The 15529-nt window shown below is 69.1% G+C and carries 14 protein-coding genes and 1 riboswitch; of the genes, 3 read left to right on the top strand and 11 right to left on the bottom strand.

Annotated elements, in window-relative coordinates:
- The first annotated feature begins 383 nt into the window (after positions 1–383).
- Positions 384–971: a hypothetical protein gene (locus tag ACIQ8J_RS11940; RefSeq protein WP_403270446.1), complete on the top strand. Its 588-nt coding sequence runs from the start codon at positions 384–386 to the stop codon at positions 969–971.
- A 319-nt stretch (positions 972–1290) separates the two neighbouring features.
- The gene (locus tag ACIQ8J_RS11935) at positions 1291–1497 is read left to right on the top strand and encodes a DUF5999 family protein (protein WP_403270448.1); all 207 of its coding nucleotides are present in this window, start codon (positions 1291–1293) and stop codon (positions 1495–1497) included.
- A gap of 117 nt (positions 1498–1614) precedes the next feature.
- Here ACIQ8J_RS11935 and gcvP read toward each other — a convergent pair whose 3' ends face one another.
- Positions 1615–4500, bottom strand: a complete 2886-nt coding sequence (gene gcvP / locus ACIQ8J_RS11930) for an aminomethyl-transferring glycine dehydrogenase (RefSeq protein ID WP_403270450.1) — start codon at positions 4498–4500, stop codon at positions 1615–1617.
- Positions 4501–4693: 193 nt separating this feature from the next.
- A riboswitch (glycine riboswitch) is annotated at positions 4694–4802 on the bottom strand.
- A 136-nt stretch (positions 4803–4938) separates the two neighbouring features.
- On the opposite strand from gcvP, the gene ACIQ8J_RS11925 reads away from it, so the two are divergent.
- On the top strand, positions 4939–5316 hold the full coding sequence (locus tag ACIQ8J_RS11925; RefSeq protein ID WP_403270453.1) for a PRC-barrel domain-containing protein: 378 nt from the start codon (positions 4939–4941) through the stop codon (positions 5314–5316).
- On the opposite strand, the gene ACIQ8J_RS11920 is transcribed toward ACIQ8J_RS11925, so the two are convergent.
- From ACIQ8J_RS11920 to ACIQ8J_RS11875, 10 genes are all read right to left on the bottom strand, one after another.
- The gene (locus ACIQ8J_RS11920) at positions 5232–6722 is read right to left on the bottom strand and encodes a DNA polymerase IV (RefSeq protein ID WP_403270455.1); all 1491 of its coding nucleotides are present in this window, start codon (positions 6720–6722) and stop codon (positions 5232–5234) included. The genes ACIQ8J_RS11925 and ACIQ8J_RS11920 overlap by 85 nt on opposite strands.
- Positions 6723–6780: 58 nt before the next feature.
- Complete coding sequence (locus ACIQ8J_RS11915) at positions 6781–7374, bottom strand: MerR family transcriptional regulator (RefSeq protein ID WP_403270458.1); 594 nt, start codon at positions 7372–7374, stop codon at positions 6781–6783.
- A 218-nt stretch (positions 7375–7592) separates the two neighbouring features.
- Positions 7593–8066, bottom strand: coding sequence for a bifunctional nuclease family protein (locus tag ACIQ8J_RS11910; protein WP_006123076.1), 474 nt, complete (start codon positions 8064–8066; stop codon positions 7593–7595).
- 53 nt (positions 8067–8119) lie between these two features.
- Entirely contained in the window at positions 8120–8863 is a 744-nt protein-coding gene (locus ACIQ8J_RS11905; RefSeq protein WP_403270461.1) for a MerR family transcriptional regulator, read from the bottom strand.
- A gap of 19 nt (positions 8864–8882) precedes the next feature.
- The gene (locus ACIQ8J_RS11900) at positions 8883–9827 is read right to left on the bottom strand and encodes an FHA domain-containing protein (protein WP_403270515.1); all 945 of its coding nucleotides are present in this window, start codon (positions 9825–9827) and stop codon (positions 8883–8885) included.
- 82 nt (positions 9828–9909) lie between these two features.
- Positions 9910–10713 carry a DUF881 domain-containing protein gene (locus ACIQ8J_RS11895; RefSeq protein WP_403270464.1) on the bottom strand — a complete coding sequence of 268 codons (804 nt, stop codon included), beginning with the start codon at positions 10711–10713 and terminating at the stop codon, positions 9910–9912.
- Between the two features lie 5 nt (positions 10714–10718).
- Positions 10719–11051 carry a small basic family protein gene (locus ACIQ8J_RS11890; protein WP_031069011.1) on the bottom strand — a complete coding sequence of 111 codons (333 nt, stop codon included), beginning with the start codon at positions 11049–11051 and terminating at the stop codon, positions 10719–10721.
- A complete protein-coding gene (locus ACIQ8J_RS11885) occupies positions 11048–11980 on the bottom strand; it encodes a DUF881 domain-containing protein (RefSeq protein ID WP_403270467.1) in 933 nt (310 codons plus the stop codon). The genes ACIQ8J_RS11890 and ACIQ8J_RS11885 overlap by 4 nt, the downstream gene beginning before the upstream one ends.
- An 88-nt stretch (positions 11981–12068) precedes the next feature.
- Entirely contained in the window at positions 12069–14564 is a 2496-nt protein-coding gene (locus ACIQ8J_RS11880; protein ID WP_403270470.1) for a sugar phosphate nucleotidyltransferase, read from the bottom strand.
- A gap of 113 nt (positions 14565–14677) precedes the next feature.
- Positions 14678–15286 (bottom strand): CDP-alcohol phosphatidyltransferase family protein, encoded by a 609-nt coding sequence (locus tag ACIQ8J_RS11875; RefSeq protein WP_403270473.1) that lies wholly within the window; start codon positions 15284–15286, stop codon positions 14678–14680.
- Positions 15287–15529 lie beyond the last annotated feature (243 nt).

Raw genomic sequence — 15529 nt, 5'->3', positions numbered from 1 at the left:
GGGAGTAGGGTCGGGCGAGACCGCCTCCGGCACATTCGGCGGGCATACGGCAACATGCAGTTACCGGGATCTTCGGAATCGTGAAAAAGACCGACGAGATTCGGCCGACCGCCGAAGGGGCACCTTTCCAGGTCGGGGTCCCGCGGAAGACGTTTCCCCGGGTGAATCGCCTCGACAGGAGGGCCTGATACCGACTTGCGGGCAATATCGGCGACAGCTAGCCGAAACACTGCGTGAACACGTGTCGTATAAACTCTGCAAACGAGGCAGAGAGTTGGCGCCCCGGCCATCGCTCGACGGCCCCCCTCTGACCCCGCACCGCAGACAGCGCCGTCCGCACTGCCCACGCATCACCGTGTCTCCGAAGTGAGAGGCGACCCACCATGCCGCTGCATGTCCCCCCGGCTCCCGCGCCCGCCCTGCGCAGCGTCCTCGCGGCACTCGGTTCCCCCACCGCCGTCCGCGAGGCCCGCACCCCGGCCCTCTGCTCCGCCACAGGTCCGCTCAGCCCCGAACTCCCGCTCCCGCTCCACGTCCTGGACGGGATAACTCCGGGCGGCCGGACCCCGCGCACCCGGCTGGCCGGATGGCGTTTCCTGATCAGCGACCCCGAGCGCCCGGTCGCCGCCGCGGACACCCGGCTCACACCGGACGGCTGGGCCTTCTCGCACTTCTTCGAGGGTCCCTACCTCGCCTCGACCCAACGCGCCCTGCGCCAGGCCGAACTGCTCGCCACACACTTCCAGCCCCGGCTGCTCTCGGTCCCCGAGCTCTACATGCTCACGCTGTGGCTGCACGGCGACACCGCCGCCGACGGTGCCTCCGGCACGCCCGCACCGAACGACCTCCTGGTGCCGCTGGCCCCCGCGCCGCCCGGCATCTGCGCCCACCGCCCGCTGCGCGTCAGCGAACTGCTGCCGGTGCTCACCCTCCGCCTCGCCCCGGCGCCCCTGCTCGGCCAGCCCGTCTGACCTCGTCACAGAAAAGTGCCCCGCGACCGGTGTGGCCGCGGGGCACCGAGGTGTCTATGCTGCGTACGCGCCGCCTCCGCCATACGGGCTAGTCCGGCCGGGCCACCTCGAACCACCCGAAAAGACAGGCCAGTTGAGCTGAACCGTCCGCACGGGTGACACGTCATTAAGCAGTAGGAAGCGCTGCCGCGAAATCCCTGCGGATTGACTCCCGTGGGGCAACACTGGGATCGGACCGACCGACTTACTACGGGGGGCGGCCATGAACAACGCATCTAGCCGCAGCACACTCACCACGACGCAGCGAAAGAACGCATCCATGTGCCAGCACAAGCCAGCCTGCCCGACAGCCTTCTCCGCCGACCGGGAAGCCGCGATGCCCGTGGCGCACCATCCGGAGCAGGGCTGGAGCCTGCTGTGCAACGGTGTCCTGCTCTTCGAGGACACCGGTGAGCTGCTGCCGGACGGGCAGATCATCGCCCCGCACCGGTCGCTCACGGCGGAGCAGGTGGCGACGGCCGCCTAGCGCGGTCCCGTTCGGACAGCTCTCGTACGGACCGGTCCCCCAAGGACTCGTCCCGTACGGACACAAAAGGGCCGGCCCGGGGAATTCACCCCGAACCGGCCCTTACGCATGTGCGGATCAGTTGTCGTACTCGTCGAGCGGCGGGCAGGAGCAGACCAGGTTGCGGTCGCCGAAGGCGCCGTCGATGCGGCGGACCGGCGGCCAGTACTTGTCGGCGGCCGACACACCGGCCGGGAAGACGGCGTCCTCACGGCTGTAGGCGTGGTTCCACTCGCCACCGAGCGCGGCCGCGGTGTGCGGGGCGTTCGCGAGCGGGTTGTCGTCGGCCGGCCAGACGCCGGAGGCGACCTTCTCGATCTCGCCGCGGATCGCGATCATGGTGTCGCAGAACCGGTCGATCTCGATGAGGTCCTCGGACTCGGTGGGCTCGATCATCAGCGTGCCGGCCACCGGGAACGACATGGTCGGCGCGTGGAAGCCGTAGTCGATCAGGCGCTTGGCGATGTCGTCGACGCTGACGCCGGTCGCCTTGGACAGCGGCCGCAGGTCCACGATGCACTCGTGCGCGACGAGCCCGTTCGGGCCGGTGTAGAGCACCGGGTAGTGCGGCTCCAGGCGCTTGGCGATGTAGTTCGCGGCGAGCACGGCGACCTGGGTGGCGCGCTTGAGCCCCTCGCCGCCCATGAGACGTACGTACGCCCACGAGATCGGCAGGATGCCCGCCGAGCCCCACGGGGCGGCCGAGATCGGACCGACGCCCGTCTCCGGACCGGCGCTCGGCTGCAGCGGGTGGTTCGGCAGGTACGGCGCGAGGTGCGCGCGCACCCCGACCGGGCCGACGCCGGGGCCGCCGCCGCCGTGCGGGATGCAGAAGGTCTTGTGCAGGTTGAGGTGCGATACGTCGCCGCCGAACTTGCCCGGCTTGGCGAGCCCCACCAGGGCGTTGAGGTTGGCGCCGTCGACGTACACCTGGCCGCCGGCCTCGTGGACCAGGCCGCAGATGTCGGCGACGTGCTCCTCGAACACGCCGTGCGTGGACGGGTAGGTGATCATCAGCACCGACAGCTCGTCGCGGTACTGCTCGATCTTGGCGCGCAGGTCGTCGGCGTCGACCTCGCCGTCGTCGGCGGTCTTGACGACGACGACCTTCATGCCGGCCATCACGGCGCTCGCGGCGTTGGTGCCGTGCGCGGAGGACGGGATGAGGCAGACGGTGCGCTGGGTGTCGCCGTTGGCCCGGTGGTAGGCGCGGACCGCGAGCAGGCCCGCGAGTTCGCCCTGGGAACCGGCGTTGGGCTGGATGGAGACCGCGTCGTACCCGGTGACCTCGGCGAGCCGCTCCTCCAGCTCACGGATGAGCGTGAGGTATCCGGCGGCCTGCTCGACCGGCGCGAAGGGGTGGATCTGGCCGAACTCGGGCCAGGTCACCGGCTCCATCTCGGTCGTCGCGTTCAGCTTCATGGTGCAGGAGCCGAGCGGGATCATGCCGCGGTCCAGCGCGTAGTCCCGGTCGGCGAGCTTGCGCAGGTAGCGCAGCATCGCGGTCTCGGAGCGGTGCTGGTGGAACACCGGGTGGGTCAGGAACTCGTCGGTGCGCAGCAGGGCGGCGGGCAGCGTGTCGGCGGCCGCGGCGTCCAGCGCCTCGATGTCGGCGTCGACGCCGAACGCGGCCCAGACGGCAGCCAGTTGGGCCCGCGCGGTGGTCTCGTCGCACGCGATGGAGACGGTGTCGGCGTCGACCGGGTGCAGGTTGACCCCGCCCTCTCGGGCGGCGGCGACGACCTCGGCGGCCCTGCCGGGAACGCGCACGGTCAGCGTGTCGAAGTACGAGCCGTGGGCGACCTCGATGCCGGCGGCCTTGAGGCCCTCGGCGAGCAGGACGGCGTAGCGGTGGGTTCGCTGCGCGATCTGCTTGAGCCCGTCCGGGCCGTGGTAGACCGCGTACATCCCCGCCATCACGGCGAGCAGCACCTGAGCGGTGCAGATGTTGCTGGTGGCCTTCTCGCGGCGGATGTGCTGCTCGCGGGTCTGGAGGGCCAGGCGGTACGCCTTGTTGCCGTCCGCGTCCACGGAGACGCCGACGAGGCGGCCGGGCAGGCTGCGGGCGAACTTCTCCTGGACCGCCATGAACCCGGCGTGCGGGCCGCCGAAGCCCATCGGGACGCCGAAGCGCTGCGTCGTACCGACGGCGATGTCCGCGCCCAGCGAGCCGGGCGAGGCGAGCAGGGTGAGCGCGAGGAGGTCGGCGGCGACGGTGACGATCGCGCCGAGTCCGTGCGCCGCGTCGATCACGGGCTTGAGGTCGCGGACCTGTCCGGAGGCGCCCGGGTACTGGAGCAGCACGCCGAAGACACCGCGCTCGGCGATCTCGGCCGGGATGCCGTCGCTCAGGTCGGCGACGACGACCTCGACACCGGTCGGCTCGGCGCGGGTCTGGATCACGGCGACGGTCTGCGGCAGGGTGTCGGCGTCGACGAGGAAGACGCCGCCCTTGACCTTGCCGACCCGCCGGGAGAGCGCCAGCGCCTCGGCGGCGGCGGTGCCCTCGTCGAGCAGCGAGGCGCCCGAGGTGGGCAGGCCGGTCAGCTCGGCGACCATGGTCTGGAAGTTGAGCAGCGCCTCCAGGCGGCCCTGCGAGATCTCCGGCTGGTAGGGCGTGTACGCCGTGTACCAGGCGGGGTTCTCCATGACGTTGCGCAGGATCACCGGCGGCGTGAACGTGCCGTAGTAGCCGAGGCCGATCATCGGGGCGAGCACCTGGTTGCGGTCCGCGAGCCGGCGCAGCTCGGCGAGCACCTCGGCCTCGGTCCGCGCCTCGGGCAGCCCCAGCGCACCGGCGCTCTTGATCACATCGGGAACGGCGGCGGCGGTCAGCTCGTCGAGCGAGCCGTAGCCGACCTGCGCGAGCATCTTCGCCTGGGCCCCGGCATCGGGCCCGATGTGGCGCTGCTCGAAGGGGATGCCACGCTCCAGCTGACTGAGCGGAATGCGGTTGGCGGTCATTACGGAGGCCTCCTGGTCGCACGACCTGCGAGGGGCACCACGGCGCGGGTACCCGGACGGCCTCCCCCTCTGTCATCTCAACCTGAGAGCTTCACCGGGCGCGTGGCAGCGACCCGGCTTTCACCGTCGGTGAGGAAGGGTCGCGCCCGGACACGACTGCCCGTACGTCCCCCGTCCTGCTTTCCAGAGTGACCTCGTCCGTGCGGTCCGTGGGCCTGAGAGATTCCGGGGAGGAGTTGCTCCTTCGGCGCCGTCGAAGGAACTCCAATGAGCACTCCGGACGGCTCTCCCGCACGGGGTCAGCAGCCGCTTGCCAGCCTACCAGCGAGGTCCGAGCTCGATTCTTTGTTCACCTGCTCAAGTGGCCGACACCCCCAATGTGCACTTTCGTAGTAGCTGTGGAGCAGTTGTGACCGGTTGCGACCATTTGGAGGGACCGTGCAGACCGATATCGATCCGCGCAGCCTGATCGGCCGCAAGGCGTACGACCTCAATGGACACAAGATCGGAACGGTGGACGAGGTCTATCTGGACGATGCGACCGGCGCCCCCGAGTGGGCCGCCGTGCGCACCGGGCTGTTCAGCCGGGACGCCTTCGTACCGCTGGAGCCCAGCACCGTGGTCGACGAGGCGCTGCACATCCCGTACGACCGCTCACTGATCAAGGACGCCCCCGACTTCGGCGTGGGCCGCCACCTCTCCCCGGAACAGGAGCTCCAGCTGTACCACCACTACGGTCTGGACATCTCGGCCCCCGATCCGGGCCCGCCGCCGCCCGACCGGGACTTCGGACGGCTCGCCAACGGCGATTCCTGACCCTCCCCGCGCCCGTCCCCGGCCGCCGTCTCCGTACCCGCTGCCCCTTTCTCCGCGGCCACCTCCGCGACCAGGGGCAGCGGTTCGGAGGGCACCAGCTCGGGGTCGTCCACCTTGAAGGTCCGTACGCGCCCCGGCTCCGCCGACACCGGGGTCTCGAACCGCACCGTGACCCGCCCGAGGCCGCTTCCCTGCACCCATCCCGGCCCGTACTCCGCGTGCCGCACGTCGTGCCCGGCCAGCCACCGCCGCTGCGCCGGGTCCGCCACGGCCTCCGCCTCCTCGTCCGGCGGCGGGGCCTCGTCGCTGGTGGGCTCCTCCGCGGCCCGCTCCCCCGCGGCCTGTGCGAACAGGTCCTCCTGCGTGAAGTCGGTGAGCCCGCTGACGCCCACGCCGAGCAGCCGAACGCCGCCCGTGGTGTCCACGGCGTCCAGCAGCCGGCCCGCCGCCTCCCGCACCACCGAAGGGTCGTCCGTGGGGCCCCGCAGGGTCTCGGAGCGGGTCAGTGTCGAGAAGTCGTAGCGCCTGACCTTGAGCACGATGGTCCGGCCCGAGTGCCCGGAGGCCCGCAGGCGCTGCACACACCGGTCCGCCAGCCGCCCGACCTCGGTGGTGATGCGCACCCGGTCGTGCAGGTCCACGTCGAAGGTGTCCTCCACCGACACCGACTTGGTGTCCCGCTCGGCCACCACCGGCCGGTCGTCGCCGCCCGCCGCCATCCGGTACAGCGACGCCCCGTGCGACTTCCCGAGCAGCCGTACGAGCTCGTCCTCGCCAGCCTCGGTCAGGTCCGCGATCGTGGTCATCCCGGCCCGGCGCAGATGCTCCCCGGTCGCCGGGCCCACACCCGGCAGGGTGCGCACCGGCATCGGGGCAAGGAGCTCGCGCTCGGTGCCGGGTTCTATCAGCACGAGGCCGTCCGGCTTCGCCTGCTCGGAGGCGATCTTGGCCAGCATCTTGGATCCGGCGAGCCCGACCGACCCGGTGAGCCCGGTGACCGCCCTGATGTCCCTGCGCAGCCGCTCACCGGCCTCCAGCGCCTCGGCCGGCCCGAAGGCTACCCCGCCCGCCTCCAGGTCCACGAAGGCCTCGTCCAGGCTCAGCGGCTCGACCAGCGGGGACAGCCGCCCGAGGAGCTCCATCACCTGCTCGCTGATCGTCCGGTACAGCTGGAAGCGCGGCACGAGATAGGCCGCGTTCGGACAGAGCCGCCGGGCCTGCGCCATCGGCATGGCCGAGCGCACCCCGAACCGTCTCGCCTCGTACGACGCCGTCGAGACCACCCCGCGCGGCCCGAGACCGCCCACGATCACCGGTTTTCCGCGCAGGCTGGGCTTCGCCGCCTGCTCTGCGGCGGCGAAGAAGGCATCCATGTCCAGATGCAGGATGGTCGGCGCGGCTCTCACACCACCGATGCTGCCGTACGCCACTGACAATCGGCCGCCCGCGCGGCCTCCGGTCGCCTCAGACCGCTCGGTTGCGGCGCCTGGCCAGCTCGTCGGCCGGGTTGTGCCCGACCAGGGTCTCGCCGGTGTCCACGCGCTCGCCGTGCAGCTGCGAGAGCGCCGCCTCGACATCGCGCCACACCACGCCCACCGCGATCCCGAAGATCCCCTGACCACCCTGGAGCAGGTCCACGACCTCGTCCGGGGACGAGCATTCGTACACCGTCGCCCCGTCGCTCATCAGCGTCATCCGCTCCAGGTCGCGGAAACCGCGCTCGCGCAGGTGCTGCACGGCGGTGCGGATGTTCTGGAGCCCGACACCGGTGTCGAGGAAACGTTTGACGATCTTCAGGACGACGACGTCCCGGAAGCTGTAGAGACGCTGCGTGCCCGACCCGTAGGCCGGACGCACACTGGGCTCGACCAGGCCGGTACGCGCCCAGTAGTCGAGCTGTCGGTAGGTGATCCCCGCCGCCGCGCAGGCGGTCGGCCCCCGGTATCCGATCGTGTCGGTACTCAGGTCGGCCGCACTGCTGTGAAGCGGGTACGGCCCGCCCTCCCCCGGACTGCGTCCGGGAGCGCCCCCTGCCGTACCGTCGCCGCTGATTCTCACGCCGACCCTCCGTCCTTGACCTGCCCACTCGACGGTAGGCAGTCACTCGGGGTGCGTCAACGATCGCCACACTCGGCACGCCGAGTGATAATCACCCTGAGAGTGGTTTCCCGTATCTCTCTTGCGGGAAAGGCTACTCGAATGCGCCGGAACGCCCCCGGCGCGAGCGCCTCGGACAGCACCACTCCCTCAGCCGCAGGTTCACCGGTTTCCGGTGCTCACTGGCTGTTGGTGCCGAAATCCTCGGGGGAGATCTGGTCGAGGAACTCGCGGAACTTCTCCACCTCGTCCTCCTGCTCGTCCGGGATGGCGATTCCCGCGTCGTCGAGGACTCCGTCACTGCCGTAGATCGGCGTTCCGGTGCGCAGCGCAAGCGCTATGGCGTCGGACGGGCGGGCGCTCACCTCCACGCCACTGGCAAAGACCAACTCCGCGTAGAAGACGCCTTCGCGCAGGTCCGTGATGCGGACTTCGGTCAGCTCCTGGCCAACGGCCTCCAGCACGTCCTTGAAAAGGTCGTGCGTCAGCGGCCGCGCCGGTGCCATCCCCTGCTGGGCGAAGGCGATCGCGGTCGCCTCCCCTGGACCGATCCAGATGGGGAGGTACCGATCGCCTCCCACTTCACGCAGGAGCACGATCGGTTGGTTGGAGGGCATTTCCACCCGGACACCCACGACGTCGAGCTCGTTCACACAGCAACCCTAGGACGTGCCCGGCAGGTTTGGGTAGTCGGGCACCTACAAGATCAGTGAAGCCGGACACCCAGGGCGGTCTGCACCAGTGCCGCATGAAGCCGTACGGAGAGCGCGGCGAGCTCCTTCGTGGTGGCTTCCGCATGGGCTCTGGTCTGCGGATTGCGGTGCAGCCGCAGCGGCGTCACCACCTGCTCGATCAGGCCCGCCTCACGGTCCGCGGCAGCCTTCATGGCCCGCAGATGGCGGGGTTCGAGGCCGAATCGCCCCAGATCCGCCACAAGTCGCGCCACATTCACCGACTCGGCGTCGAAACCGCCCTCGGGTCCCGGCGTGAGCAGGCCGTACGCCTCCCACTCGGCCAGCTCGGTCTCGCTGACCTCGGCGGCCGCCATGAGCTCCGTACGGCCCACCCGGGCGGCCGTCGGCCGGTCCGGGGCCAGCTCGCCGAGACCGTCGAGGAGCTCCCCGGAGCCGCCCGGAGCGGGCATGGGGGGCCGCTCACCGCGGGAGAGGGCGTCCAGATGCTCGCGGATGACCCTGAGCGGCAGATAGTGGTCCCGCTGCATCCGCAGCACCTGGGCCAGCCGCTCGACGTCCTCCACACTGAACTTGCGGTACCCCGACGGCGTACGCCGCGGCTCCACAAGCCCCTCGGACTCCAGGAAGCGAATCTTGGAGATGGTCACTTCGGGAAATTCTTCGCGCAGCTGGTTGAGCACACCGCCGATACTCATCAGCCGGTCGCCCTCAGAGGCGGTGCCGCGTCCGGCACCGCCCGTCGGTGTCTGCTGCATGAACCTTCCCTGCCGGGCTCTAGAGAGCGCGCTGGCTCGCGTAGAAGACCAGCCGGTACTTCCCGATCTGGACCTCGTCGCCGTTGGCCAGGTCGACGGAGTCGATCCGCTCGCGGTTCACATACGTACCGTTGAGGCTGCCGACGTCGGAGACGGTGAAACGCCCGTCGGGACCGCGCCGGAACTCCACGTGCCGGCGTGACACCGTCACGTCGTCCAGGAAGATGTCGCTCTGCGGGTGCCGGCCCGCCGTGGTCAGCTCGCCGTCGAGGAGGAAGCGGCTTCCCGAGTTCGGCCCGCGGCGCACCACCAGGAGCGCCGAGCCCTGCGGCAGCGCGTCCACCGCGGCCTGCGCCTCCGGCGAGAGCGACGGCAGCTGCGTCTGACCGGTCACCTCGGCGTCGTACGCCTCCAGGCCGGAGATCGAGATGGTCGAGGTGGTCTCGGACGCGCGCTCCGGAACGACACCCGGCCGCAGCGGGGCACCGCAGTTGGAGCAGAAGCGACTGGCGGCGGCATTGCTGTGCCCGCACCTCGTACAAACAGGCAATCCCGACATCGACGGATCCTCCTGCCGCGGCGGCACCGCGTGGGCACTGGTGGCATACGGGTCGGAGCCGAACCCTCCACCCGTACTTGAGGTTGACGGTTCCCCGAAACCTATGCGCCCGGCACCAGCAGGGTCAACAGACGACGCGCCCGGAATGTCACCACCGGAACCAGCCACCTCGTCGCGGAACAGCGGACGCTCGCCGCCCTGCTCCTCCGGCCCACCGGGGCGCTGAGCACGGTGCCTTGCGGCGCTGCCGCCGTCCTGGCGTGCGCTCTTGCCGAACAACTTCGCAAACAACTTCACGGGCGATTCCCCTTGACCGAAATAGACCCGCCCGTGGGGCAGGACGAACCCAGAATCAACACACCTGCCGAACCGGACATCCTCACAACGTCCGTATCCGCCAAACAGTTTCCACCACGCACCACTGTTACCAAGCGGCGACCCCCCGCAACCTCCTGCCCTTGTCCGGCAGCTCCCACGCCTGCCCGCATCAGTGGGAGGACGACTGAGCGTAGTCAGGCCGCTTCGCGGGTCGCAAGGCGTCCACGATGATCTTCTCCGAGCGGGCCACTGTGGCCGTGGCCTGCTCCTTCTCCAGAGTCTGCACCACTCCGCCGGGGATGTTGAGCGCCGGCTCCAGATCCTGCGGCTTGCCGATCACCTTGAACACGTAAGGGGCGCTGACCTTCTTGCCGTCCACCCCGATGCCGCCGGTCTCGTCCGAGAAGTACGTATTGGCCACCACCCGCACGCCGTTGATCTGGATCGCCTCCGCGCCGGCGGCCCGCAGTTCCTGCACCGTGTCGAGCACCTTGTCGGACTGGACACCGCCCTTGGGGTCGCTGATCGTCAACGTGATGCCCGGGCCCTGCGCCGCGACCGTACCGGCCAGGATGCCGAGCTGCCGCTCCTTCTCCACGGTCTGCTTGCGCGCCTCCTCCGCCTGGTTGGAGCTGGTCTCCAGCTGTGTGCGCTGGTCTTCCAGACGCTGCTTCTCATCCTCAAGACGCTTCGTACGCGAGTCGAGTTCATCGAGGATGCGCACCAAGTCCTCCTGGCGGGCACCCCGCAGCGCGCTGTTGTCGCTGTTGGAGCGGACCTGGATGGCGAGACCGAGGCCGAGCACGAACAGGAGCAGCGCCACGATGAGCTGGGCACGGCTGGCCCGCGGCGGCCACAGCCCCGCTGCGAGCCGTTGGCGTCCGGTCAACTGGGCCTTCGCCTCGGGTGGTTCACCCGCCGCCTCGCCGGGCCGCTCGTCGTCGCCGCCGTTCGCTTTCTCCACGTCGCTCATCGGCCTCAGGCCCTGAAGACGTGCCGGCGGATGGCGGCAGCGTTGGAGAAGATCCGGATGCCGAGCACGACGACGACGCCGGTCGACAATTGCGCGCCGACGCCCAGCTTGTCGCCGAGGAACACGATCAGCGCCGCGACCACCACGTTCGACAGGAAGGAGACCACGAAGACCTTGTCGACGAAGATGCCGTCGAGCATGGCCCGAAGCCCGCCGAAGACCGCGTCGAGTGCCGCGACCACGGCGATCGGCAGATACGGCTCGACCACCGCAGGCACCTCGGGCCGGACGAAAAGTCCGACCACGACTCCCACGACGAGGCCAAGTACGGCGATCACGATGTGCCCTTCCCTGTGTCGGCCGCGCCCTTGCCGGCGCCCGCGGCCATTGGCTCTGCTGTCCGTACGGTCAGGCTCGGCGCCGCCGGGAGACGCACATCGGCCTCGACGGAAATGCTGCCCCTGATCCCGTAGTTCTGCTCCAGCACATGCAGGTACTGACCGTCCGCGCTGTCCTGGAAGTCGGTGCTCAGCTTCTTGCCGTCCCCCACCGCGAGCACGGTGTACGGCGGCACCAGTGGCCTGTTGTCGACCAGTATGGCGTCGCCCGCGGCCCGGATCGCCGAGAACGACGTCAGGCGCTGCCCGTTGATCGCGATCGCCTCGGCACCGGACTGCCACAGCCCGTTGACCACCCGCTGCATGTCGCGGTCGCGCACCCGGCCGGTGTCCGCGAAGGTCGTGCTCTCGCGCGGCCGGCTGCCGTCGCCCTGGGCGGTGTCCTTGGCGTCGTCGACGACCAGCTTCACGCCCGGACCGTGCACTTCGGTGGCACCGGAGAGCAGCGCCACGAGCTCGCCCTGGTCGCCGCCGTGCTTTTCGAGCGCCTTGCGCTGCCGGTCGCCGACCTCGGTCCGCAGCCCGTCCACATCCCTCTGCAGCTTGTCGGCGGCCCTGGTCTCGGACTCGACCCGGTTGATCAGCTCCTGGCGCTCCTTGGCCACCACGGGCGCGGTGATACGGGCCTGAGCTGCCCCGACGGTCACCACGAGGGCGGCGAGCACCAGTCCGGCCGCGAGGCCGAGCTTCGCCCGCAGCGGGCGCGGCACTGCGGTGTCGCCCGCGGCCTTGCGGCGAGCGGTCGATTCGGCGTAGCCGTCATCGAGCGCGTGGTCCATGACATTGGTCAGCAGCGACATCGACGCGTCGGGACGCGGAGGCGGAGACGGAGTGCTCCGAACGGGGGGCTGCTGCGGCATGCCGCACATCGTCGCACGTCGGCGCCGCTACCACCGAATGGCCCCACCGGTGCGCCGGGCCGTACCTGCAAGGCCGGCCCGGCACACCCGTACGGTGTCAGTGACCTGCGCTGTCGACCACCGCGGCCCATTCGTCCAGGAGCGCCTGAGCCGATACGTCGTCCGGCCCCTCCGCCCACAAATGAGTGACGGCCTCGGCCGGGTCGGGCAGCACCATCACCCAGCGGCCGTCGGCCTCGACCACCCGTACACCGTCGGTCGTGTCCACGGACCGCGTGCCGGCGGCCTCCACGACCCGCCGCATCACCATGCCCTTCACTGCCCACGGCGTAGCGATGTCCCGGCGCAGCACGTGTGCCTGCGGTATCCGCGCATCGATCTGACTGAGCGTCAGCTGGGTCCGCGCGACCAGCCCGATGAGCCGTACGAAGGCGGCCGCGCCGTCGAAGACGCTGCTGAACTCGGGCACGATGAACCCGCCGCGCCCGTCCCCGCCGAAGATGGTGGACTCCTCGCGGCACACCCTGGTCAGATCGTCCGGCGAAGTGGTCGTCCACTCCACCTGCGTGCCGTGGTACGCCGCGACCTGTTCGGCGATCCTGGTGGTCGTGACGGGCAGCGCCACCCGCCCGCTGCGCCGCTCGGCCGCGACCAGGTCCAGCATCACCAGAAGCGCCCGGTCGTCCTCGACGATCCGCCCCCGCTCATCAACCAGCGAGAGCCGTTCGCCGACGGGGTCGAACCGCACCCCGAACGCCGCACGCGCCGAGGCCACGATCTCGCCGAGCCGCACGAGCCCGGCCCGCCGGCTCTCGGCGGACTCGGTCGGCCGGGACTCGTCCAGGCCCGGGTTGATGGTCAGCGAGTCCACCTTGAGCCGCCCGAGCAGGCTGGGCAGCACCAGGCCGGCACTTCCGTTGGAGGCGTCCACGACCACTTTCAGCCCGGCCTCCGCGATGCCGGTGGTGTCGGCCTTGCGCAGCAGCGATCCGGTGTACGAGTCGAAGACGCTGGAGGGGAACTGCAGATCGCCGATCTCCCCGGGGAAGGCCCGCCGGTACTCCTGGCGTGCGTAGACCCGGTCGAGTTTGCGCTGGCCGCCCTGCGAGAGGTCGGCTCCCCGCTCATCGAAGAACATGATGTCGACGGAGTCCGGCACGCCAGGCGACGTACGGATCATGATCCCGCCGGCGCTGCCCCGCGCGGTCTGCTGCCGCGCCACCGGCAACGGCACGTTCTCCAGGTCCCGTACGTCGATGGCACTGGCCTGCAGCGCGGAGATGACGGCCCGTTTCAGCGCTCGCGCGCCACGGGAGTGGTCGCGGGCCGTGGTGACCGTCGAGCCCTTTTTGAGCGTCGTGGCGTACGCACCGGCAAGACGTACGGCGAGTTCCGGAGTGATTTCCACGTTGAGGATTCCGGAGACGCCACGGGCCCCGAAGAGGTGGGCCTGCCCTCGCGATTCCCAGATCACGGAGGTGTTGACGAAGGCGCCCGCCTCGATCGTCTTGAAGGGGTAGACCCTGACATTCCCCTGAACAATCGATTCCTCACCGACGAGGCACTCGTCCCCGATAACGGCACCGTCCTCGATCCGGGCGGCCCGCATGATGTCGGTGTTCTTGCCGATCACACAACCACGCAGGTTGCTGTGCTGACCGATGTAGACGTTGTCGTGGACAACGGCCTTGTGCAGGAAGGCGCCGGTCTTCACGACGACATTGGACCCCACGACCGTGTGCTCGCGGATTTCCACATCCGCTTCGACCTTCGCGTAGTCCCCGATGTAGAGGGGCCCCCGGAGCACGGCATCGGAATGGACCTCGGCGCCTTCGGCGACCCACACGCCGGGCGAGATCTCGAAGCCGTCGATCTCGACGTCGACCTTGCCTTCAAGTACGTCGGCCTGGGCCTTGACGTAGCTCTCGTGGGTTCCGACGTCCTCCCAGTAGCCCTCGGCGACATAGCCGTAGATGGGCTTGCCTTCCTTCATCAGCTGAGGGAATACATCTCCTGACCAGTCGACGGACTTGTCCGCTTCGACATAGTTGAATACCTCGGGCTCCATCACATAGATGCCCGTGTTGACGGTGTCGGAGAACACCTGCCCCCAGGTGGGCTTCTCCAGGAAGCGCTCGACCTTGCCCTCTTCGTCGACAATCGTGATGCCGAATTCAAGAGGATTGGGCACACGGGTCAGGCACACCGTGACCAGTGCGCCTTTCTCCTTGTGGAAGCGGATGAGATCGGTCAGGTCAAAATCGGTGAGAGCATCACCGGAAATGACCAGGAAGGCATCGTCCTTGAGGGCTTCCTCGGCATTCTTTACGCTGCCCGCGGTGCCGAGGGGCTTCTCCTCATTGGCATAGGTGAGCTCCATTCCGAGCTCTTCTCCGTCACCGAAGTAGTTCCTGACGAGTGACGCGAGGAACTGAACGGTTACGACGGTCTCATTGAGCCCATGCCGCTTGAGCAGCCGCAGCACATGCTCCATGATCGGCCGGTTGACCACCGGCAGGAGCGGCTTGGGCATGCTCGACGTCATGGGGCGAAGACGTGTGCCTTCGCCACCAGCCATCACGACGGCCTTCATGTCGGAAACGTCCTCCTTGAAGAGACGACGGTTTGGCCGACTTCGCCCGCTTGGGCAGACCCGCTGGCGTCACCCGCGGATGCCGGCTCACCGCCGGGGCCGCACCGCCGAGCTCAATCGGCCGCTGCGTCCGCCTTCACCAACCGGCGGACCTGAACCACATAGAGGATCCCTGCCCACCAATACAGAGTTGTACCCCATCCTGCGAACGCCCATCCGAAAATCGCCGCAAGGGAGGCCAGCCAGCCATGCCCGTCACTGAGCAACAGCAGAGGGAAGGCGTACATCAAGTTGAACGTAGCGGCCTTACCCAAGAAGTTCACCTGCGGCGGCGGATAGCCGTGCCGGCGAAGGATTCCCACCATCACCAGAAGCATCAGCTCACGGGCGACAAGGGCGGCGGTCAACCAAATCGGCAGGATCTCCCGCCAGGTGAGCCCGACCAGAGTGGAAAGGATGTACAACCGGTCGGCAGCCGGATCGAGTAGCCGCCCGAGGTTGCTGATCTGGTTCCATCGCCGGGCCAGCTTCCCGTCCAAGTAGTCGCTGACACCACTCAGCGCCAGTACCAGCAAGGCCCAGCCATCACTGGTCGGCCCGCCAAAGACAGGGCGAAGAATCAGCCACAGGAAGAGGGGTACGCCAACGAGGCGCGCCATGCTGAGAATATTGGGGATGGTGAGCACCCGGTCCGTCTGAACGCGAGTCTCCTGGACCTCCACCCGGGGGCCTCCTGTGGGAAACGTGCCAACGATGCCCCCTGACCCTACCGTCAGCGAGAGCCAACAGATGCACAGGGGGTACGGGGAGCCCCTGCCTCCCACTGGGCCTTAAACGCGGAAAAGCCCCGCACCGTGATCCCGAAGGGATCTGGTGCGGGGCTTTCCCCAAAAATTGTTCGGCGGCGTCCTACTCTCCCACAGGGTCCCCCCTGCAGTACCATCGGCGCTGAAAGGCTTAGCTTC

This window comes from Streptomyces sp. NPDC094147 (assembly GCF_044764265.1).
Taxonomy (GTDB): domain Bacteria; phylum Actinomycetota; class Actinomycetes; order Streptomycetales; family Streptomycetaceae; genus Streptomyces.
Note: the sequence above shows the minus strand (reverse complement) of the source record. Positions and strands in the feature narration are given on the sequence as shown.

What these genes read in the sequence shown, in the direction of transcription:
- ACIQ8J_RS11940 (WP_403270446.1), top strand. Translation starts at nt 384, where the DNA reads ATGCCGCTGCATGTCCCCCCGGCTCCCGCGCCCGCCCTGCGCAGCGTC.
- ACIQ8J_RS11935 (WP_403270448.1), top strand. Translation starts at nt 1,291, where the DNA reads ATGTGCCAGCACAAGCCAGCCTGCCCGACAGCCTTCTCCGCCGACCGG.
- gcvP (WP_403270450.1), bottom strand. Translation starts at nt 4,500, where the DNA reads ATGACCGCCAACCGCATTCCGCTCAGTCAGCTGGAGCGTGGCATCCCC.
- ACIQ8J_RS11905 (WP_403270461.1), bottom strand. Translation starts at nt 8,863, where the DNA reads ATGCAGCAGACACCGACGGGCGGTGCCGGACGCGGCACCGCCTCTGAG.
- ACIQ8J_RS11895 (WP_403270464.1), bottom strand. Translation starts at nt 10,713, where the DNA reads ATGAGCGACGTGGAGAAAGCGAACGGCGGCGACGACGAGCGGCCCGGC.
- ACIQ8J_RS11885 (WP_403270467.1), bottom strand. Translation starts at nt 11,980, where the DNA reads ATGTGCGGCATGCCGCAGCAGCCCCCCGTTCGGAGCACTCCGTCTCCG.
- ACIQ8J_RS11880 (WP_403270470.1), bottom strand. Translation starts at nt 14,564, where the DNA reads ATGAAGGCCGTCGTGATGGCTGGTGGCGAAGGCACACGTCTTCGCCCC.